Below are 21,081 nucleotides of genomic sequence, written 5' to 3'. Positions count from 1 at the left end.
GGATTGCGGTTGCAGGATTGAAGTACCCCCTTCCGGATCCGGAAGGCAGGTGCTAAGTCCGGAAGCCTAACTTCCGTTAAACGAGAGGAACGATGGACAGGTTCGAGGCAATGCGCACGCTGGTCGCGGCGGTCGATGGAGGGAGCCTGTCTGCGGCATCCCGATCCCTCAACGTACCCCTTCCCACCGTCAGCCGCCGCGTGTCCGATCTGGAGACCTTTCTCGGTTCGCAACTCGTCGTTCGCACAAGCCGCAAACTTCTTCTAACCGAAGCTGGCACGGCCTATGTCGCATCGGCGCGAAGGGTGCTCGATGAACTCTCGGAGGCGGAGCGCGCCGTCTCGGGCGAGTATCGTGCGCCGCGCGGCGAATTGCTGGTGACCGCCCCCATCGCATTCGGCGCTCTCAACGTAGCGCCGATCGTCCACGATTTTCTCGGCGTCTATCCCGACGTGACGGTGCGGCTCGTCCTGTCCGACAGCAACATCGATCTCATCGAAACACATCTCGATGTTGCGGTCAGGATCGGCCGTCTGCCTGATAGTTCGCTGGTGGCGCGCAGGGTCGGAGAGATCCGATGGGTCGTCTGTGCAAGCCCGGGTTATTTGGAACGGCGAGGCAAGCCGGAAACGCCCGACGACCTGACCCACCACGATTGTATCGCGTTCGAAGGACTTCAGCGCTACCGGGAGTGGCCCTTCGTGGACGGAAATGCCCAGCAGCAGGTGACGATCAATCCACGCTTCTCGGTGAATACCGCCGAAGGCGTCGTGAGCGGCGCGGTCGCGGGCGTCGGAATTGCTCGTGTGCTTTCCTACCAGGCGGCAGCAAGCATCAGGGCGGGCTTGCTATGGCCGGTATTGACGGATCGGGCGCCTCCAGCGATGCCCGTGCATCTGGTCCATGCCCCGCACCAGCAGCAGCCGTTGAAATTGCGCGCCTTCCTTGATTTCGTTGCACCTCGATTGCAGCAGCGCCTCCAAGCCATAGCACGCGACACTGACGGTGCCGGGCAAGGCACTTCAACAGCCCCCTAGCCAACCCTCACGCGACCCCATCACAACGGGGAAGGCACGCCGGCCCGAGGATGGTGCCCCGGCGAATGGGCACACATCTCTTGCAATATGTCGACTCGCATCGGCGGAAGGGGTGATTCAGGAAAAGCAGCGCCCCTATTGACAATGCGTGAGTGAACAGTCATCTATTGAGCGAGGATGATGGCAAATGGCGCGACCCAGAAGCGAAGAGAAACGTGATACGATCCTGGCGGCGGCAATCGAGCTGATTGCCGAACACGGACTTGGTGCCGCGACAGCCGAAATCGCCAAGGTAGCTCAGGTGCCGCATGGATCGGTGTTCACATACTTCGGCACCAAATCCGCTCTGCTCAATGAACTCTATGTCGAGTTGAAGACGGAGCTGTCTGAGGCCATCCTGGAAGCAATGCCTGGCGACGGTGATGTTCGCGGGCAATTGCATCATCTGTGGGTGCGTTGGACGGACTGGGGCGTTTCCAATCCGCCTAAGCGGCGGACCCTGGCGCAACTGGGGGTCTCAGACCAGATCACCGGAACCAGCCGAAAGGCGGCGGCAGTCGTCGCAGGCCCAGCCGTTGAAATTGTGGGCCGCGCGCGATCCTCCGGCGCATTGCGCGATGCGCCCTTGGCCTATGTGGGAGCGCTTGTTGAAACGATGGCAGGGACAACGATCGATTTCATGATCCAGGACTCCAGCAATGCGGAGCGTATCCGCGATGCTGGATTCAAGGCCCTATGGCAGGCACTACGCTAAACTTTTCACCGTAAAAAATGAGTGTTCACTCAGTCAAACAAGGAAAAATTTGTATGAAAGCTATCCAAGCCACCCAGTTCGGTAGCCCGAGTGTTTTGAAAGTGGTTGATCTGCCCGATCCGACGCCGGGGCCGGGCCAGATTTCGATCGACGTCAGCCATGCGGCGGTCGGTCTCATCGACATTCTGTTCCGTCAGGGGCAATTCAAGGATGTGCCCGGCATGGCGCAGCCTCCGTTCGTTCCCGGCCTTGAGGTAGCCGGCACGGTCAGAGCACTGGGCGATGGCGTGACAGGTTTTAATGTCGGCGAAAAGGTCGTGTCGATGTCCGCAGGCACTGGCACCGGCGGGTATGCCGCGGTGTATATCGCGCCCGTTGGCGGTGTCGTGTCGATCGAAGGCTCAAATGTCGATCCAGCTCTTGCTGTCGCGATGATCCCCAATGCCGCGATGGCGCACATCGCGCTGACCATGGTCGCCAGGCTTGCCGAGGGAGAAGGCGTGCTGGTGCATGGCGCTCTCGGGGGCTTCGCCTCCGCATTCCCCGGCATCGCAAAACAGCTCGGCGCTTCACGGGTCGTGGGCACAGTCCGCCCGGGCAAGCTCGAAGCAGCCGCGAACACGAAACTGCCCTATGATCGGATCATCGATTCAGCCGAGTTGCCCGGCGCCCTCGCGGGCGAAAAGTTCGATGTCATCATCGATCCCGTGGGCGGAAGCCTCCGAGACCAAAGCTTTGCACTGATGAAGCCGGGTAGCCGTCTCATCGTGGCAGGCAATGCCAGCGGTGACTGGACCCATGCCGTCAAGACGAACGACCTCTGGCTGGGCAGCATGACGGTGGCCGGCTTCAATGCGGGAGCCTTTCTGCCGTCGCATCCAGAGGCTATTCGGCCAGGCCTTGAGGCAGCCTTGAAAGCAGCTGACTCAGGACTATGCGACACACTCTTCGATGAGCTCCCCTTCACCAAGGCCGTGACCGCTCACGAACGGATGGAGAGCCGCGATCTGAACGGCCGCATCGTGCTGACACCGCAATAGCGATCAAAGGCAACCGGCATGGCTGGTGCGATTTGATTTTGGCAATTTGGGGGACGGCCTTGAGGCAAAGCCGAGGTCGTCCTTACCAGGCTAGCAATCAGTCGGCATCGAAAGCTATCGATGTGTGTCCGGTTGTATACGAAACCACGCCCCGTTACGCCCAGTCTAATATTCTCCTCATCCTGAGAAATTGAATTTTATGTAACAAATGCAGCGTTCGTCTTACGCCTTTGCATGAAGCGCGCGGCATGAGAACGTTTTCTATTGCCTAAGCTCTTGAAGGAGCGGCTCGAATTATCCGAGCGAAAGGATCGTTCGCACGTCCTTTTTTGGCGGAACTCCAAAGAGCCGTCGATACTCGCGATTGAACTGCGTGACGCTTTCGTAGCCGACGCGAAGCGCTGCACTGCTCGCGTCGACACGATCGGCAATCATGATCCTGCGCGCCTCATGCAGGCGCAGATGCTTCTGGTATTGCACAGGGCTCATGGCTGTCAGAGCGCGGAAATGATGGTGCAAGGTGGATTCGCCCATGCCCGCAATATCCGCCAGGCTCTCAATCCGGATGGGTTGGTCGTAATTCTCTCGCAGCCAACGGATCGCAGTCGAAACCCGATTTGTCTGGGTGCCGACCTGAACCGAATGCCGCAACCGGCTGCCGACCGGGCCCGTCATGACCCGGTAGAGGATTTCCCTCTGGATCGACCTTGCCAGTATGGGTATCTCAACGGGGTGATCCAGAAGGTCGAGCAGGCGCATCGCAGCACTCGTCAGTTCCGGCGTTACGGGTCCGATAGCGATGCCCGATCCCCTCCCTTCGGTAAACCCTCCGAGCTGATCGACCTCGGCGATCAACTCGCGTGCGAGGTCGAGGTCAATGTCCAGTTTGAACGACACATAGGGGGCCGCGATGCTCGCGTCGAGCACCTGAACGATGGTCGGCAGGCCAACCGCCGTCAGCAGGAAATGGTCCTGATCGTAGAGATAGGTCTCATCTCCCAGAATGACCCGCTTTGCACCGCTGATGATGAATGCGAAGGACGGCTCATAGAGGGAGGAGTCGGGCGCCGTCGGGCACGCGCGCCGATGGAGGGAGAGGCCGGGAATGGCAGTGGCAAGGGACCCTTCGTTCGGCAGGCGCATTTCGACGCGTTCGCGCATCCGGCCACGCGCGAATTCCATCTTCTCTTTTACCATGACGGCTTTCGTTTGCATGAATGAACCGCTTCAGTGCCCACGCCACCCTAGCCTCTGCGATCACCGCCTAGAAGTCCGTTGACAGCACCAGATCCTTCCAATGTTCGATATTCTCGGCAAGCGTTGCGGATTTATTGTCGAAAACCGCATAGGCATCCGAGCCTGTCGCGAGCCAAACGGGCGGATTGTCCGCCTTGACCAGCGCAAGCATAGCTGCAGCGAATTTCCGGGGGTCGCCGATCTGCTGGTGATTGTCGGCGTCGAGCGCCTGCCGACGCCGGGCGGAGGCCGCTGCATAGTCCTCGATTGCAAAATCGCCGTAGCGAACAGAACTGCCATCGAGAAAATCCGTGCGGAAACGGCCGGGATAGACACAGGTCACCTTGATGCCGAACGGCGCCACCTCGCGGGCGAGCCCTTCCGACCAGCCGGATACGGCATGTTTGGTGGCGCAATAGATCGACGAGCCTTCAAAGCCCTGCATGCCCGCAATCGACGATATCGTTATGACATGGCCGGAGCGCTGAGCCCGCATCATCGGAAGGACGGCGCGTGTGACATCGAATACGCCGAAGACGTTGGTGGCGAACTGCCGCGACACGGTTTCCGGGGCGATCTCTTCGAAGGCGCCGAGTTGGCCATAGCCTGCATTGTTGACGAGAACGTCGATGCGTCCGAACCGCTCCTTCGCCGCATTGACGGCCTTATCGACCGCTGCGTGATCGGTAACATCGAGAGGGACCGTATGGAGGCTGTCGGCAAAGGCTTCTAAGGCCTCAACGATCTGCTGTGGGTCGCGCGCCGTGGCAGTGACAGTGTCGCCAGCCTCAAGTGCTGCGCGTGCGATTTCCAGGCCGAGCCCACGATTGGCCCCGGTAATAAACCAGGTTCTCATAGAGTAAATTCCGCTGTTGATTTGACTGAGGCGCATCTGGTGCCTGTTCGATGCAATCTATGGCCTGAGCCGTGCACCGGCTAGAAACGGTCCTGCCTGTTTCTTGCCTAATGCTGTCGATCAGCAGCCTGAGGCAGCGACGTCACGTGTTCGGCGCCAGCCCATCCAGCACGATATCCATCAGTCTCTCTGCCTGTGCGCGTCCCTCCGCATTCGCCGGAGCGCGCCAGTAAAAGCCCATGAGCAGAAGAAGATCGGCCGCCCGCAGGCCTTCACGCATGCTGCCCTCGGCAATGCAGGCCCGGATCAACTCGTCCAGCGCAGCAATGACCGGAGCATAGGTTCCCTGGATTGCCTCCTGAGCGGCGGGGCTGTGGAGAGCGTCACCCAGCCCATGTTTGACCCGGATGTAGTCCGCCAGCGTGGCAAACCACTGCCGGAAGGCGTGGACGGCCGTATCCTGCACAAGCAGTGCCGGTACGGAAGCGACCAACCGCTGAATGTCATGGTGATATACCGCAAGAATAAGCGCTTCGCGGGTTGGGAAATGCCGATAGAGCGTGCCCGCACCGACACCGGCGCGCTTGGCGATCTCATTGAGCGACGTCGCGCCCGACTCCACAAAGGCATCGTGTGCGATTTGCAGGATGTGCTCCCGGTTCTTCAACGCATCGGCCCTCGTCATCGAACGAGTTTGTTCTTTCACCTTGCAACCATCCTGCTCGCTACAGGCCCCCTTGCTAAACGGAGAATTCTCCGTTAACGCATAATCAAAACGGAGAGCTCTCCACTAAGGCCACCATAGGAGGCATCATGAACTATATCAAGCTCGGCAAAACAGGTCTGGACGTTTCCCGCATTGCGATCGGCGCCATGACCTATGGCGACCCAAAGCGCGGTCATCCCGTCTGGTCGCTCCCCGAGGAGGAGAGCCGCCCCCTGATCAGGCATGCCATCGAGCAGGGCATCAATTTCTTCGACACCGCCAACATGTATTCACAAGGAACAAGCGAGGAGATTCTCGGCCGGGCCTTGAAAGATTTCGCCAACCGCGACGATGTCGTCATCGCCACCAAGCTGCGTCACCCAATGCGACCCGGCCCGAACGGCAAGGGGTTGTCGCGCAAGGCCATTATGACGGAGATCGATCACAGCCTGCGTCGTCTTGGAACTGACTATGTCGACCTCTATCAGATCCATCGCAATGATCCCGACACCCCGCTCGAAGAAACGCTCGAAGCGCTCCATGATATCGTGAAGGCCGGCAAGGTCCGCTATCTCGGCGCGTCCTCGATGCATGCCTGGGAATTCTCGAAGGCTCTCCATCTGCAAAAGGCAAACGGCTGGGCACGCTTCGTGTCCATGCAGGATCACTACAATCTGCTCGCCCGCGAGGAGGAGCGCGAGATGTTGCCGCTGTGCCGCGATGAAGGCATCGGTACGATCGTCTGGAGCCCGCTGGCGCGCGGCCGGCTAGCACGTCCGTGGGGCGACGCGAAAGCCACCGCGCGATCCGGCAACGACCCCTTCGCCGACATGCTCTACACACAGTTGACCGCCGAAAGCGACAGCGCCATCATCGAGGCGGTTGGACAGATTGCCGAGAGGCGCGGTGTCACGCGCGCGCAGGTCGCGCTCGCATGGTTGCGCCGCAATCCGGTCGTGACCGCTCCGCTCGTCGGCGCCAGCAAGCCGAGCCAGATTGACGACGCGATCGCATCACTCGCCATTACGCTCTCCGAGGAGGAGGTGCGTCTTCTTGAGACGCCCTATACACCGCGGTACGACTTCCAGGGGATCTCGGATGACCGGGAACTACAGCGCATCATGGCGCGGATACCGGGCTTTTCACCGCCCTCGGCCTGAGGGCCCGTCACCTGCAGGCGCCGTCAGCTTTGCTTGCCGATGTCTCCGGTCCGCCGCTCCGCCAAGGCTCGCATTATGCGCGTCGTCAGGAAATCGACAAATACCCGAACTTTGGGAAGCGGATAGCGGCTTGCCGGCCAGAGCAGGTGCAGAAAACCTGAATTCTGGCTTTGACCAGGCAGGATCTCCACCAGTGAACCGGAAGCAATATGTTGGTCGACGGCAAAATGTTGGGGAAGGCAATGCGGCGGCCGCGCACAGCCAGTTCCAGCAGGGCCCCCATCATGCTGGCGGTGATAGTGACCGCCCCCCGGCCTCGGTACAAGAAGTACAATTCCCATCGAAGCCGATGTTCGCGACAGGAATTATCTCTCCACCGTCGCGGACATCAACGGTGACATTGCGCCGAGAGTGAACGTTCAATCGCGGACGCCTTGAGCGGAAACGAACGAACGACCCCGTGATTGCAGCGAGCAACTAATCAGTGAAAAGTCCGGCTCCTGATCCACAGTGTATCAACATGAAGATCGGGAGTGGATCCATCCCTCGCCCCGAACCCCCGGCGGCGCTTTTTCGCGGGAACCACAGGACTCTGCGATTGCGCGACGAGCCCGTCCGGCGCGCGCCGCCGTGGCGGGGGTGCAGAGCCACGGCCGGACATCGCGCCGTACCACGACCGCCAGATCGTCATCCTCGAGTGCGACGCATGGGCCAACTAGCTCGACCCAACGGTTTCCGGGAAGCCACTGATCAAGCCGCTCCCCACGGGGACTCGGCTCTGGACCGTGAGAATGTTCAAGAATTAGTCGCCCGCGCGCTCACCGCACTCTTGCACGGATTAGCAAAGTGTAATTCACTCCTTGCGATCAACTTTGAGGCGAGGGCGACGTCGATGATGCGGTTTCTAGCAGCTTGCCTGGTAGTTTTGTCCGGATCGGTCGGGGCTCTGGCAAGCCAGGTCACTATCGCCAGCTGGAATCTCGGTTGGCACATGGACCTGCAGACGGTGCAGCATTGGATCGGAGAATGTTCGAAAAACTATGTCGAAGATCCTGCCACCGGTAAATTCAAGCTGTCGCAAGAGGCGGGGTTCCAACCGGGATGGGACATCGACGCGTTCAAGATCGAGGGATGGGACGTCGGTCGATTGCCCGTCTGCAAGGTTTACACCGCCGGGGGAACCGTTCGCGTCAACCTTGAGGCCTACCGGAAGCGGCAGCAACAGATTGCGAATTTTATCGCAAGGCTCATTCCTGCGGACATCATCGCATTCCAGGAGGTCAGCGGGGAGCAGTCAGTCCGGGAAGTACTCCCGAACGGCGGCAGCGACTACGATTTCTGCCCAGTGACGGGCTACAAGGTGCAGCGCCTGGTAATCGCCTGGAAGAAGACGCTTGGTGAAAAGGTGTCGTGCGCAATCGAAGATACGCTCAGCCTTCCCGCCAACCCCGATGACAAGCGGCCGCGCCCGGGTCTCGCCCTCACACTCAAGATCGATGGGAAGCTGCTTCGCATTATGGATATCCACCTCAAGTCGAGCTGCGTGTCGCCATTCGACGGTGGAAACCTGGAGGGCACTGGCAAGGACTGCATGATCCTGCAGCAGCAGGTCGATCCCCTTGAAAACTGGATTGAGAGCGCTGCCGCCGATGGAGCCAAGATCGTTCTTCTCGGCGACTTCAACCGCAACTTTTGGCACGAACTGCGCGACCAGCGTCCGGCCAGAACCGACGCTGGCGGAACCTCGTCGCCGCGGCCGGCGGGCGTGCTGTCCCGGTCTCTCATAGAAGAAATCGCCGATGGTCAACCGGCGAATGCAAATCTCGAGGTCCTTGATGAGCACTGTCAGATCAGCGATGCCGGGCAGGCACTCTGCACTCAGGCTGAAATCCGCGACCTGACCACGCCGGAAACACAGAAGGTGCGTCCGCTGCCCGGATCGCTGCCATTGCTCGCGCCCTGTTGGCGACGACATGATCTTTACCTCGAACCGCGTCAGGATCATGGTGGCGACCAAGCCGGTGGATTTCCGCAATTATGCGCCGACGATAATTATGCGAAGTCGTAGACGCCGATCTATGGATTATGTCGTCTTCGCAGATGGTTAGATAGATCGAGCACGCGCGACCGCTCCACATAACTATGCTCCCTCACAATGAGTTCACTTGTGAGGAGAGCGAAGAATGATGGATGCCACTATTCGTAATCACTGGTTCCTCGATCCCGGACCGTTGTCGTCATGGATCGATCGGTTCGCGGACGAGCTTGCCGCTCAGAGGTATACGCCGCTGACCATTGAAGGCTACACGGCCTCGGCTCGTCATTTCGCAGCTTGGCTTGGTAGAGCAGGCATCTCGATCGACGTCATCGATGGTGATGTCGTTCGTCGCTTTGCCGAACATCGGTGTCGATGTCCCGGTGGGCGGCAGTGGCTGCGGATCTCGCCAAAATACTCGCGCCGTGCCGGGAGGTTCGTTGTTTTCCTGCAAGAGGCAGGTGTCGCATGTCCACCCCCGAAGATCGCGTCGCCATATCCCCTGCTTGATGGCTATCAAAGCTGGCTGCACATCCACCGAGGACTGTCGGAACGAACGATCGCCCGTCACCTTCGCGACCTACATAAGCTGTTGCCGGAGCTCGGCACAGCGACCCTCGACTATGATGCCGCCCTGATCCGTAGTGTTGTCCGAGAGTGGCGCGAGCGAACCGGGCCGGCTGACCTGAGAACCATAACAAGCGCCTTGCGCAGCTATCTTCGCTACCTCGCGGGTGCCGGCTTGTGCCGCCCCAACCTCGATCACGCCATTCCGCCGGTCTTGCAGTGGCGCCTTTCGTCGTTGCCGCGGTATCTTGCGGCCGCCGACGTCGAACGCGTGATTGCATCGTGCGATCAACTCGCCAGAGGCTGCCTGCGGGATCGGGCAATCCTGCTTCTATTGGCTCGTCTAGGACTGCGGGCCGGAGACGTGGCCTGCCTCAGGCTCGACGATATCGAATGGACGTCTGGTATGCTGCGCCTGAGCGGCAAAGCGCGCCGGCAAGTTCGGCTGCCATTACCGCAGGACGTCGGTGATGCACTTCTCGCATACATCGAGCAGGAACGGCCATGCGTGCCTGAAGAGGCGGTCTTTCTTACAATGATTGCACCCTACCGATCATTTGCGCAGTCCAGTCATGTCTCCACGATCGTAGCGCTGGCGCTAAAACGTGCGGGCATTTCCGATCCCCCGTCGTCTGGAGCGTGCCTGCTGCGCCACTCGGCGGCAACCTCGATGCTCCGCTCGGGGGCCACACTCGAAGCTATTGGTACGGTGCTGCGTCATCGTTCGCTCGATATGACCGCACATTACGCCAAGGTCGATATCGCGATGCTGGAGCAGGTTGCCCAGCCCTGGCCGGGAGAGCTCCCATGCTGAGTAAGCTCCTCGCCGATCATGCGGCGCTGCACCAAGCCCTGGGGTTCAAGTTTCGGACGCCGGGCATTCTCCTGCGCAACTTCGTCGCGTTTGCCGCGCATCGCGGTGAGCATGTCATAACGACGGCAACCGTGCACGAGTGGGCGCTACAGGCGCCTTCACCCGAACAACGTCGCAACCGCCTATTGGCGGTCCGTCGCTTCGCGCTCTCGCTGCATGCCGAAGATCCGCGCCATGAAGTTCCCCCTGCAGATCTTTTCGGCCGCGGCAGTCGCAAACGCCGCACGCCGTATATTTATAGTCGCGAGGAGATTCGCCGGCTGATCGACGCCGCTCAGCGACTTGGCCCCGACGATTCAATCCGATCGCTCACCTACGCCACGATGTTCGGGATGATTGCAGCGACCGGCATGCGTGTTTCGGAGGCGATCGCCATTCGATTGACGGACGTGACCGACGACGGGTTGATCATTGCCCAGACCAAGTTCAAGAAGAGCCGGTTGCTCCCGCTCCATACGACGACCCGACGCGCATTGGACCGATATCTCGTGACCCGCCTGAAGGCGGCAAGTCAGAGCGATGCGCTTTTCATTTCGGATCAGGGAACGCCCCTGGCTTATCCGACAGTAATAATGGTCTTCCTGCAGATTATGCGATCGATCGGCTTGCGAGGCGCTGCAGGATCGCGAGGGCCGCGGATCCACGATCTTCGCCACACGTTCGCCGTCCGCTCTCTCGAACGCTGTGCGCACGATTCCCAGGCGGTGGCGCGGCATATCACTGCCCTGAGCGCCTATTTGGGGCATGCCCATGTGACCGATACATACTGGTATCTTCAGTCAACGCCGGAACTAATGGCGCATCTGTCGGCAGCCGGCGAGACATTGCATCGAGGAGTTACGGCATGACCCAGCTTGCCCAGCACCTCACCGCTTTCCTGCGCGAGCATCTTCCCCGGGAACGACATGCAAGCGTTCACACTTGCGATGCCTATGCTTATAGCTTCCAACTGCTGGTGACGTTCGCCGCAGGACGATTGAGCAAGCGACCTTGTCTGCTGCAGATCGAAGATATCGACGTACCGATGATCCTCGCTTTTCTCGAGCACATCGAAGGGATGCGTGGCAACAAGGCTCGATCGCGCAACGCCAGGCTGGCTGCCGTGAAGTCCTTCTTCCGCTATCTCGAGCATCGCGCACCCGCGGTGTTGGATCAGGCCCTTCGGGTGCACGCCATTCCGATGAAGAAGATTGACGAGGCGCTAGTGGCTTCGCTTTCGCGTACCGAAGTGCAAGCCCTGCTCAATGCACCGGATCGGCGGACATCATCAGGCATTCGCGATCGGGCCATGCTGCATCTGGCTTTCGCCGGCGGGCTCCGCGTGTCCGAACTCGTCGGTCTCACCCTCGACCAGTTCGACGGGCGGCCACCGGCGAGTATCCATATCATCGGCAAAGGACGACGAGAGCGCGTGCTGCCGCTCTGGCAGGAGACCGCTGCTGCGATCCGCGCCTGGATCGCGGTTAGACCCAAGGGTGGCGAAACGGCGCTCTTCCTGAACAACGCTGGCAGGATGATGACCCGCTCCGGTTTCGAATACATCCTCGAAAAGCACAGCCGCCGCCGCCGTCAGCGTCGCGCCCACGCTCGCGACGAAGTCGATATCGCCCCATGTCCTGCGCCACAGCTGCGCCATGCACATGCTTCAGGCGACGCGCGACATTCGCAAAGTAGCGCTGTGGCTGGGTCACGCCACTCTCCAGAGCACGGAGATCTACCTGCGCGCTGACCCGACCGAAAAACTCGAGATGCTCGACGCTTTGGCGCCGCTCGGCATCAAGCCAGGCAAATTCCGCCCGCCGGATAAACTGATCGCAATGCTCGCCACGCGATAGCGCATAGTTATGTGGAGTCGATGGATGTCGAAAAGCCGCCAGTGCGTCCATCGGCGTCTACGACTCCGCATAATTATCGTCGGCGCATAATTGCGGTTATGTGGAGCTCCACATAACCGCAAGGGTCATGACGGCTTGGCGGCGCTGGTGAGGAATGAGCTGCACAAGGACCCGTTTACCGGAACGGTCTTCGTGTTCCGGTCCCGCAAGGCGGACCGGTTGAAGCTGATCTACTGGGATGGCTCCGGGATCGTCATGGCCTACAAAAGGCTGGAAGAGCAGACGTTCACTTGGCCCGGCATCAAGGATGGCCTGATGACGATCACCCACGCCCAGTTCGAAGCCTTGTTCGCAGGCCTTGATTGGCGGCGGGTTCATGCCGTCCAAACGAGAACGCCGGAAGCCATCGAATAGCTGCGGCACGATGACTCAGTACCGCGAATTCCGAAGCCAAATCGGGTCGGATTTGATAGTTTCCGGCCATGCTTGATGCCGCCGACCTTCCCGATGATGTTGCCGCCCTGAAGGCGATGCTGATCGCGGCGCAGGCACGCGAGGCGGCCAAGGACGTCGCGATAGCCAGTAAGGACGAACATATCGCCCGCAAGGACGAGCGGATCGAACGGCTTGAGAAGCTGGTTGCAGCATTCAAGCAGGCAGCCTTCGGGCGCAAATCCGAGAAGACCGATCCTGACCAATTCGATCTGGCCCTGGAAGACCTGGAAACGGCTATGGCCGTGATCCATGCCGAGGATGAGGCGGACGTTCCTGCAGGCAACAGGATTAGCAAGCCACGTGCGATCAATCGCGGCTCCCTTCCGAAGCATCTCCCGCGCATCGAGGAGGTGATCGAGCCAGAAAGCCTGATCTGCGGCTGCGGCGGTGGCCTGCATTGCATTGGCGAGGATGTCTCCGAGCGGCTGGACATCATCCCGTTACAGTTCCGCGTCATCGTCACCCGCCGTCCTAAGTATGCCTGCCGTGCCTGCACGGACGGTGTCGTCCAAGCCCCAGCTCCGGCACGGCTGATCCAGGCTGGGCTTCCGACGGAAGCGACCGTCGCCCATGTGCTGGTCTAAGTATGCCGATCACCTTCCGCTCTATCGGCAGGCGCAGATCATGAGCCGCCAGGGCATCGATCTCGACCGCTCCACGCTTGCCGATTGGGTCGGCCGGGCAGCGTTCGAATAGCCCCGTCTTCGACGCACTGATTGCCAACCTGAAGCGCTCGACCAAGCTCTTCATGGACGAGACCCGTGCTCCGGTGCTCGATCCCGGCTCGCGTAAAACCAAGACCGGATACTTCTGGGCGCTGGCGCGGGATGATCGTCCTTGGAATGGCGGTGCTCCGCCGGGCGTGGCCTTCACCTACGCTCCCGGTCGGGGAGGCATTCATGCCGAACGCAGATTGCAGGGGTTCGAAGGCATCCTGCAGGTCGATGGCTATGCCGGATACAACAGGCTGATCGGGCCAGACCGGATTGGCCCAGATATTCGGCTTGCGTATTGTTGGGCACATGTTCGTCGCAAGCTGGTGGAGATCACCCGGAACGGAACAGCACCCATTGCCGAGGACGGCGTCAAACGCATCGGTGAACTGTATAGGATTGAGGCCGAACTGCGAGGCCTTGATTCAGAGGCTCGCCTCGCCGGGCGACAGGAACGGTCTGCGTCACTCGTCTCCGACATGCATACGTGGCTCGTCCATCACCGTGCCGGTGTTGCGACGAAGTCCCCACTCGGCGAGGCTTTGGCCTACATCGCCAAATACTGGGATGGTTTGAAGCTCTTCCTGACCGACGGCCGGATCGAGATCGACAACAACAGTGTCGAGCGCACCATTCGGCCGATTGCCCTCAATCGCAAGAACGCGCTCTTCGCGGGGCACGACGCCGGAGCCGAGAACTGGGCAACCATCGCCTCGCTCATCGAAACCTGCAAACTCAATGCCGTCGATCCGTTGGCCTATTTGACCGCGACGCTCACCGCCATCGTCAACGGTCACAGGCAGAACCGGATCGAAGAGCTTTTACCGTGGAATTATCCGGGCATGGCAAGCAACTGCCGCACGTAGTAGCCTCCCTTTTGCGTCCGACCGCCTCTTTCGGAAGGATGGTTCGTGAAGTAAAACACTTCAATGAAAAACAAACTCGTCCACGAAATCTGGCTCGATCCCGAGCCAGACGGTCAACTGCTCCCCGGCCTTTGTCTTGCTGGCCCAATGGGAGACGGCTTCAGAGCGCTCCTTAATAAGGGAGTTGTTAAGGCTGGTGAGATAACTGGGCATAGCCATTTCGATGTCATGACGAAATACTGGAAGCTGCAGGGCTGGGGCGAGTACCAGACGGAGCACCGCCAGGATCACGAGCCATATCCTGACGAATGGGTTCTCATCCAACGCCCCTTTATCGACAGCATGTAAAATTGGCGTTGTGGCCGCGATCAACGCACACCGGCCTTGGGTCTGAAGGCCGACCTTCAAAACGAGCCCTCGTCTTGGTGGTCAAGTGTCATGGGCACACCGCTTACGTCCTTGTCTCACTCTCCTCTCGCTCTTTTTTCCACCCGGGATAGACCGGCGGTGAAATCATGCGCCCGGCCCTGGGAATTATTTCGAAACCTATGGCGTGTATCTGTTGGATGGTGATCGGAAATAGACCGACTAACGATCAGAGAGCGTCCGGGATGAATACAGGCTCGAGTGACCGCAGCGTCCCCGCATCAAGCAGAGCGGGCTTGCGCGACTATATCGCCATTGCACGGCTCGATCATAGCACGAAGCATGTCTTCATCGTTCCCGGCATCATCCTCGCCTATCTTCTGCGAGGGGTGAGAAACGATGACCTTGTGTCCGCGATCGTGCTCGGGCTCGTGACCGCAGTGTGCATCGCATCCGCGAACTACTGCATAAACGAGTGGTTCGATCGCGACTTTGACCGCCATCACCCGACGAAATCGCAGCGGTCCGCCGTGCAAAGCGCGATGAACGGCAGGCTGGTTCAGCTTGAATGGACCGTGCTGCTCATCGTCGGCCTCGGCTGCGCCATTCTCTCAAGCAAACTTCTCTTCTGCGTCGCCTGCCTGTTTGCGATTCAGGGAATCCTCTACAATCTCGACCCGATCAGAAGCAAGGACAAGGCCTATCTCGACGTCATCTCCGAATCGATCAACAATCCGATCCGCCTGGTGATCGGCTGGTCGATGATCGACCCAACGAGCCTGCCGCCGGGATCGATCATCCTGGCCTATTGGTTCGGCGGCGCGTTCCTAATGGCGGCCAAGCGCTTGTCGGAATATGACGAGATCGTCGCGTCACATGGCAAGGAACTGCTGTCGCGGTATCGGGCGAGTTTCGCGCACTATACGCAGGTCTCGCTGACCGCCTCATGCATTGCCTATTCATTATTTTCGATTGCCTTCCTGTCCGTCTTCCTGGTCAAGTATCGCATCGAGTACATGCTCGTCCTACCCTTCGTCGTTGCCCTGTTCACAGCCTATTTCGTGATGGCGACAAAGCCGGGCTCTACGGCGCAAAAACCGGAAAAGCTGTTCCGCGAGCCAGGGCTGATCGCAATCGTCATGGCTCTGGTGGCGGCCTTCATCTTCACGACATTCGTCGACATTCCTCTTTTAGTGACCCTGACCGAGCAGCACTACATCACCATCCGATGATCATGGCGAAGGATATCGACTGGGACAGTATCCGTTTCGTCGTCTTCGACGTCGACGGAACGCTCTATAGCCAGAGAAGGCTGCGCCTTCGCATGGCGGGCGAATTGATCGCTCATGCGGTGGCGCGGGGCAGCCTGACCAATCTGCGTGTGCTTCGTGCATATCGTTCCTTGCGCGAAACCATCGGCGAGGAGGAGATCGACGATTTTCAGGCGAGCCTGATGGCGCGTATCGTCGCGCGAACCGGCGAACCTGCCGAAAGGATAGAGGCAATTGTCAGCGAGTGGATCGGCCGCCGTCCGCTCGCTCATCTCGCATCCTGCCGGTATGACGGGCTGGTCGAGCTGTTTTCCGGTCTTAGACGGCAGAACAAGGCGATTGGGATCTATTCTGATTATCCTGCCGAAGAGAAGCTGCAGAGGATGAACTTGTCGGCCGATTACATATTGACCGCAAGCGATCCGGGCGTCGGCATCCAGAAACCTCATCCACGCGGACTGCAGATGCTGATGCAGCGCGCCGGTGTCGGTCCGGCGCAAACCGTGCTGATCGGCGACAGACCGGAGCGAGACGGTCTTGCGGCGCGGCGCGCCGGTGTCCTGCCGCTCATTCGCTCCGCCGTAGCGCGGGAGGACTGGCTGACCTTTTCAAGCTATCTGGACCCGGTGTTCGCGGCGCTTCGGACAGAGGAAACTTCCGGATGATCTTGTCCAAGGCTGTTCGTTATGTGTTCACCGGGGGGCTCGCTGCATTCGTCGACCTCACGATGTTTCGCTGCGTGCTGGCGCTTGGCGTGCCGCTCGGCCTTTCGGCGACATCGAGCTGGCTGATCGCCGCCGCCGTCAATTACAGCGTCACCAGCCGCTATGTCTTCAATCAGGCAATAAGCCGCAAGCGCGCTTCACTGTTTCTGATCGGCGCCCTCGTCGGCCTGTCCATCAATGTCTGTGTGACGCTGATCCTCGCGCAGCAGGTCGGGCTCTCGCCCTTGTGTGCAAAGTTTTTCGGCATCGGGACGGCCTTCTCCTTCAATTTCCTGATAAACCTTCTCTGGGTGTTCAGGTAAGGGCCCCGAGCGAAGTGCGTGCCATATCTTTCCGTTCAAGGATCGTGGCTGCAATAGGAGCAAGTCTCGGCTGAAGAGTCATCCAGGTCCGTCGTCACCTCCTTCCGCATTACCTGGTCGACCTGAAGAATCTACAGCTCGTTTTCTGAGATGCGGCCTTCGGCGAGCACTATGGAGGCGACGAGCCGGTCGCCTTCTTCGCGAAGCAGCGCGGATTGCGTCAACCTTCGCTCATGGCCCTTTCACAAGGGCGGCGAAGCGCTATGCTGTCAGCACGCAGCGAGCGAGAGAATTCCATGGGACGATCACGGCAGAGCGAATTATGCGAACGGATCACGATCCTTGGCGACGTCAAGTCTGCCTCGTTCGTCCCGTGGATTCGCCGTCACGCCGACAAGCTCGGCCTTTCCCAAGATTTTTTGCACGCCGGCGCCGACCGGATCGAACTTGAGGTCGCGGGACCTGTCGAGCTGATCGACATGCTTGAAATGGGATGTTCACTTGGTCCGATCGATGTCTGGGTCGACGAGATTCAGCGCAGGATTGTAGACCCCGCCGACACACATCCATTCCCGTAGCATTGACCGATGCACTTTATTTAATCATTGTTGCCAATGCGAATCTTTTATGCAAGCCTCTGCGGCTGAGATTGCAAAGCTTGGGAAGCCGCGCTACATCAGTAGTGTCAAGCTACTGGCAAGATTGAGGAAATAACCGTCATGCCTTCCGATACGGCCGGCTCCTGGACGCCCGTCGCGCTTTCTGCCGATCTGCCGCCGGCAACCGTCATTCCGGCCTGGACCCCGGCAGGAGCGATCGCCCTCTGGCGCAGTCAGTCCGGGCGGGCATCGGCTTCTTCGGATCGCTGTCCGCATCGCGGCATGCGATTGTCTCACGGCTTCGTACGGGGCGAGGCGCTCTCCTGTATCTATCACGGCTGGAGCTATTCTGTGGCGGGGGGGTGCGTTCGCATCCCTGCTCATCCCGATCTTGCGCCGCCGGAAACGATTCGCGTCGCTGTCCAGCGAGTCGAAGAATCAGATGGTATTGTCTGGGTGGCAGTCGGCGAACCGGCACTGCCGCCGCCACGCCTTGGCGATCTCGTTCCGGTACGCTCGCTGACGCTCAGTGCCGAGATTGCGGCAATCGAAACGGCGGCCGGTGGAAAAGCGAATGCGGACGGGCTGATCCAGCTCGTCGAATCTCCGTGGATCCGGCTGCTGCCGGCGGCGCAGATCGGGGGCACTCTCGTACATGTCCTGGTCGAACTGGAGCGCACTGTCGCAGATCGGATTATGGCGTCCCGCATCGCCGAAGCCCTGCGCCGCCGGGTGGAGAAACGCCAGAAGGATGCCGCATGAACGAAGCCGGCGCGATGCTCGATGAATGGTACCCGGTCGGCCTCTTCAGCCAGCTCACCGAGGCAGGAAGCAAGACCGGCTTGATGGGCGAACCCATCGAGGTGATTCGCACAGCTGATGGCGCGGCGCGGGTCACATCGGGCGATGGACGTGCCCTGCCCGTTCGCGTCCGCTATGGTCACGTCTGGTCTTCTCTTGGCACCCCCGCCAAGGAGCTCTTCGCCATTCCCGAAGCCGATCAGCCCGGCCGCCGCTTTGTCGATGTCGGTGTCGTTCGGGTGCGCTGCTCTCCCTTAAGAGCAGTCGAGAATTTCCTCGACATCGCGCATTTTCCGTTCGTTCACACGGATATCCTCGGAGCCGAACCGCACACCGAAGTTCAAAATTATAAAGTGGAGATCCGTGAGAAAGAGGATGAAGTCTGGGCAACGCAGGTGAAATTCTTCCAGCCGCAGGCTGCAAAGTCGGCAACCGGGGGAATAACCACCGAATACATGTATCGCGTACCGGCTCCGACTTGCTCGGTGCTCTACAAGACCTGCCCTCCCCGCCCGGGCGAATGGGATGTCATTACCCTCTTCGTCCAGCCGCTTGCGGAAGACCTTTGTGACGTGTGGCCGTGGATGGCGCTCTTCGACGACGTGACGCCAATGACAGACCTCATCCATTTCCAACAGATGATTTTCCTGCAGGATCGGTCGATCCTCGAAAACCAGATCCCGGCGCTTCTGCCGCTCGACCCCGGCATGGAAATTCCGACAAGGGCAGACCTGACATCGATCGCTTACCGGCGCTGGCTGAAGCGCCACAACTATCTCTATGGCGCACAGCTGGTCGCACAATGAAGCTCTACGACTACATCCTCTCACCGAGCTGCTACAAGATCCGCCTGATGGCTGCCATCCTCGGCGTCAAGCTGGACATCCGCCCGGTCGATTTCCATCCCGGCATGGAGCATCGTGGTCCTGAGCTTTTGGCCCTCAATCCGGCCGGCTCGATCCCTATCCTCGTGGACGGCGATCTGGTGCTGACAGAATCCTCGGCCATGCTCGCCTATCTCGCCGCCCGAAGCGGGCCTGACTGGCTGGGTATGAGCCCGCCCGAGGAAACCGCGCGGGTGCACCAATGGCTCTCGTTTTCGCACCGGCTGACGACAAATCTCGGAGGGGCACGACTGCATCAGATGCTTCTGCGCCCCGGCAATATCGAGGCCCTGCGGGCAGAGGGGATCGCGGCACTGCGCGAACTCGAGGCCGGGCTCTTTGAGCAGCGGCTCCGCCAAATGCGGTTCCTCACATCAGACCGTGCGACGATCGCCGACATCGCCTGCTTCCCTTATGTGGCGTTGGCGCCGGATGGCGGAATCTCGCTCGATCCCTATCCGAACATCCGGCTCTGGCTGCGCGCCATCCGCAGCCTTGAGGGTTTCATCGAAATGCCGGGCATCCACCGGCTGCACGAGTTGAAGCCCGATCCTCATCCGGTCGACGGAGAGAAGTGAGATGGCGGGTTACCTTTTGAAGAATTGCGCAGCCATTATCGTCGACGACGGCAGTGGGCCTGCCGTGCGAAGAAATGCGGATCTGCTGACAAATGGCCCGGCGATCCAGGCAATCGGTACCAACCTACCGCAAGGGACGCTTCCTGACGATACAATCATTCGCGATGCATCCGGCTGGTTTGTCTACCCGGGCCTCGTCAACACTCATCATCATTTCTTCCAATGCTTCGTGCGCAACCGGGCCGATCTCGACTGGACGAAGCTCTCCGTGATCGAATGGCTCGACCGGATTTATCCGATCTTCTCACGGCTGAACGAGGATTGCTTCTATCATTCGTCGGTCACGGCCATGGCCGAGATGATCAAGCATGGCTGCACGACAGCCTTCGACCACCAATATTGCTTTCCCCGGCATGCCGGAAAGCGTCTGATCGACCGCCAGTTCGAGGCGGCCGAACTTCTCGGTATGCGCTTCCACGCAGGACGCGGCGGCAACACACTGCCGAAGTCCGAGGGCTCGACGATCCCGGACGCCATGCTGGAAACGACGGACGAGTTCATCGCCGATTGCGCCCGGTTGATCGACAGCTATCACGATGCCGGCACCTTCAGCATGCGGCAGGTGGTCGTCGCCCCTTGTCAGCCGGTCAATTGTTACCGCGAAACCTTCGTCGAATCGGTCGCGCTTGCCCGTGATCGCCGCGTCCGGCTGCACACGCATGTCGGTGAAGGCGAAAGCCCGGTCATCCAAGCGCGGCATGGGATGCGGACAGTCGACTACTGCGCCGAACTCGGCTTTGCCGGGCCTGACAGCTTTTATGCCCACTGCTGGGAGCTGACACACGAGGAACTGCGCAAGATGGCGGCAAGCGGCACGGGTGTCTCGCATTGCCCGGAACCGGTCTATCTGGTGGGCGCCGAAGTGACGGACATACCGGCGATGGCGGCGTTCGGCCTGCGTATCGGGCTCGGCTGCGATGGCGCGGCCTCGAACGACAATTCCAATCTCATGCACTGCATCCACTCTGCCTATATGCTGCAGTGCCTGACGGCCTCGACGCGCGCCCATCCGGTTCCAGCGCCGGTCGATTTCCTGAGCTATGCGACCACGGGCGGCGCAAGCCTGCTTGGCCGCAGCGATATCGGCCGGCTTGCTCCCGGCATGGCCGCCGACCTCTTCGCGATCGATACCAGGAGGATGGATTATGTCGGCACCCGCCACGACCCGTTGAGCCTGATTGCGAAGGTCGGGATCGGCATGCCGACCGATCTGACGATGATCAACGGGCGCATCGTCTGGCAAGCCGGCGAATTTGCCGGTCTCGACGAAGCTCAGCTTTTCGCCGCCGCGGAAGCGGCGCTTCAGACAGTCGAATTCTAA

At 60.0% G+C, this 21,081-nt stretch carries 20 protein-coding genes and 3 pseudogenes; 19 read left to right on the top strand and 4 right to left on the bottom strand.

The features are described 5' to 3' along the window. Positions 1-92: 92 nt before the first annotated feature. From J2J99_RS25045 to J2J99_RS25035, 3 genes are all read left to right on the top strand, one after another. Positions 93-1,037: a LysR family transcriptional regulator gene (locus J2J99_RS25045; RefSeq protein ID WP_168297377.1), complete on the top strand. Its 945-nt coding sequence runs from the start codon at positions 93-95 to the stop codon at positions 1,035-1,037. A 187-nt stretch (positions 1,038-1,224) separates the two neighbouring features. Continuing rightward, positions 1,225-1,791: a TetR/AcrR family transcriptional regulator gene (locus J2J99_RS25040; RefSeq protein ID WP_168297378.1), complete on the top strand. Its 567-nt coding sequence runs from the start codon at positions 1,225-1,227 to the stop codon at positions 1,789-1,791. A 53-nt stretch (positions 1,792-1,844) separates the two neighbouring features. Next, a complete protein-coding gene (locus tag J2J99_RS25035; protein ID WP_168297379.1) occupies positions 1,845-2,831 on the top strand; it encodes a quinone oxidoreductase family protein in 987 nt (328 codons plus the stop codon). Between the two features lie 294 nt (positions 2,832-3,125). Here J2J99_RS25035 and J2J99_RS25030 read toward each other — a convergent pair whose 3' ends face one another. From J2J99_RS25030 to J2J99_RS25020, 3 genes are all read right to left on the bottom strand, one after another. Next, complete coding sequence (locus tag J2J99_RS25030; RefSeq protein WP_246735368.1) at positions 3,126-4,028, bottom strand: AraC family transcriptional regulator; 903 nt, start codon at positions 4,026-4,028, stop codon at positions 3,126-3,128. 67 nt (positions 4,029-4,095) lie between these two features. After that, positions 4,096-4,923: an oxidoreductase gene (locus J2J99_RS25025; protein WP_168297381.1), complete on the bottom strand. Its 828-nt coding sequence runs from the start codon at positions 4,921-4,923 to the stop codon at positions 4,096-4,098. Between the two features lie 142 nt (positions 4,924-5,065). Beyond that, positions 5,066-5,629 carry an SbtR family transcriptional regulator gene (locus J2J99_RS25020; protein WP_205918897.1) on the bottom strand — a complete coding sequence of 188 codons (564 nt, stop codon included), beginning with the start codon at positions 5,627-5,629 and terminating at the stop codon, positions 5,066-5,068. A gap of 107 nt (positions 5,630-5,736) precedes the next feature. Between J2J99_RS25020 and J2J99_RS25015 the strand changes: the two genes are divergently transcribed. The 8 genes and pseudogenes from J2J99_RS25015 to tnpC all read left to right on the top strand — a co-directional run bounded on the left by J2J99_RS25015 (position 5,737) and on the right by tnpC (position 14,174). Continuing rightward, positions 5,737-6,789 (top strand): aldo/keto reductase, encoded by a 1,053-nt coding sequence (locus J2J99_RS25015; RefSeq protein ID WP_168297382.1) that lies wholly within the window; start codon positions 5,737-5,739, stop codon positions 6,787-6,789. Between the two features lie 644 nt (positions 6,790-7,433). Further along, positions 7,434-7,505, top strand: a pseudogene (locus J2J99_RS34740) (SOS response-associated peptidase); the annotation flags it as partial. 275 nt (positions 7,506-7,780) lie between these two features. Beyond that, the gene (locus J2J99_RS25005; RefSeq protein WP_246735369.1) at positions 7,781-8,857 is read left to right on the top strand and encodes an endonuclease/exonuclease/phosphatase family protein; all 1,077 of its coding nucleotides are present in this window, start codon (positions 7,781-7,783) and stop codon (positions 8,855-8,857) included. Positions 8,858-8,972: 115 nt separating this feature from the next. After that, positions 8,973-10,205 (top strand): tyrosine-type recombinase/integrase, encoded by a 1,233-nt coding sequence (locus tag J2J99_RS25000; protein ID WP_246735370.1) that lies wholly within the window; start codon positions 8,973-8,975, stop codon positions 10,203-10,205. After that, positions 10,199-11,113, top strand: a complete 915-nt coding sequence (locus J2J99_RS24995; RefSeq protein ID WP_168297384.1) for a tyrosine-type recombinase/integrase — start codon at positions 10,199-10,201, stop codon at positions 11,111-11,113. Before J2J99_RS25000 ends, J2J99_RS24995 begins: the two co-directional genes overlap by 7 nt. After that, positions 11,110-12,100, top strand: a pseudogene (locus J2J99_RS24990) (tyrosine-type recombinase/integrase). Before J2J99_RS24995 ends, J2J99_RS24990 begins: the two are co-directional and overlap by 4 nt. Before the next feature lie 90 nt (positions 12,101-12,190). Continuing rightward, on the top strand, positions 12,191-12,514 hold the full coding sequence (tnpB, locus tag J2J99_RS24985; RefSeq protein WP_168297385.1) for an IS66 family insertion sequence element accessory protein TnpB: 324 nt from the start codon (positions 12,191-12,193) through the stop codon (positions 12,512-12,514). A gap of 68 nt (positions 12,515-12,582) precedes the next feature. Next, positions 12,583-14,174 (top strand): annotated as a pseudogene (gene tnpC / locus J2J99_RS24980) (IS66 family transposase). A 60-nt stretch (positions 14,175-14,234) separates the two neighbouring features. On the opposite strand, the gene J2J99_RS24975 reads toward tnpC, so the two are convergent. Continuing rightward, positions 14,235-14,582, bottom strand: coding sequence for a hypothetical protein (locus tag J2J99_RS24975; protein ID WP_168297386.1), 348 nt, complete (start codon positions 14,580-14,582; stop codon positions 14,235-14,237). A 203-nt stretch (positions 14,583-14,785) separates the two neighbouring features. Between J2J99_RS24975 and J2J99_RS24970 the strand changes: the two genes are divergently transcribed. The 8 genes from J2J99_RS24970 (at position 14,786) to J2J99_RS24935 (ending at position 21,081) form a co-directional block, all read left to right on the top strand. Then, entirely contained in the window at positions 14,786-15,772 is a 987-nt protein-coding gene (locus tag J2J99_RS24970) for a UbiA prenyltransferase family protein (RefSeq protein ID WP_168297387.1), read from the top strand. 2 nt (positions 15,773-15,774) lie between these two features. After that, on the top strand, positions 15,775-16,476 hold the full coding sequence (locus J2J99_RS24965) for an HAD family hydrolase (RefSeq protein ID WP_246735372.1): 702 nt from the start codon (positions 15,775-15,777) through the stop codon (positions 16,474-16,476). Next, positions 16,473-16,838: a GtrA family protein gene (locus J2J99_RS24960; RefSeq protein ID WP_168297388.1), complete on the top strand. Its 366-nt coding sequence runs from the start codon at positions 16,473-16,475 to the stop codon at positions 16,836-16,838. Before J2J99_RS24965 ends, J2J99_RS24960 begins: the two co-directional genes overlap by 4 nt. 296 nt (positions 16,839-17,134) lie before the next feature. After that, positions 17,135-17,416 carry an acylphosphatase gene (locus J2J99_RS24955; protein ID WP_168297485.1) on the top strand — a complete coding sequence of 94 codons (282 nt, stop codon included), beginning with the start codon at positions 17,135-17,137 and terminating at the stop codon, positions 17,414-17,416. Positions 17,417-17,557: 141 nt separating this feature from the next. After that, entirely contained in the window at positions 17,558-18,199 is a 642-nt protein-coding gene (locus J2J99_RS24950; protein ID WP_168297389.1) for a Rieske 2Fe-2S domain-containing protein, read from the top strand. After that, positions 18,196-19,044: an aromatic ring-hydroxylating oxygenase subunit alpha gene (locus J2J99_RS24945; protein ID WP_168297390.1), complete on the top strand. Its 849-nt coding sequence runs from the start codon at positions 18,196-18,198 to the stop codon at positions 19,042-19,044. The genes J2J99_RS24950 and J2J99_RS24945 overlap by 4 nt, the downstream gene beginning before the upstream one ends. Next, positions 19,041-19,700, top strand: a complete 660-nt coding sequence (locus J2J99_RS24940) for a glutathione S-transferase family protein (RefSeq protein WP_168297391.1) — start codon at positions 19,041-19,043, stop codon at positions 19,698-19,700. Before J2J99_RS24945 ends, J2J99_RS24940 begins: the two co-directional genes overlap by 4 nt. A gap of 1 nt (position 19,701) precedes the next feature. Next, complete coding sequence (locus tag J2J99_RS24935) at positions 19,702-21,081, top strand: amidohydrolase (protein WP_168297392.1); 1,380 nt, start codon at positions 19,702-19,704, stop codon at positions 21,079-21,081.

This window comes from Rhizobium binae, from assembly GCF_017357225.1.
GTDB lineage: Bacteria > Pseudomonadota > Alphaproteobacteria > Rhizobiales > Rhizobiaceae > Rhizobium > Rhizobium binae.
This window is presented reverse-complemented; position numbering and strand designations above follow the sequence as displayed.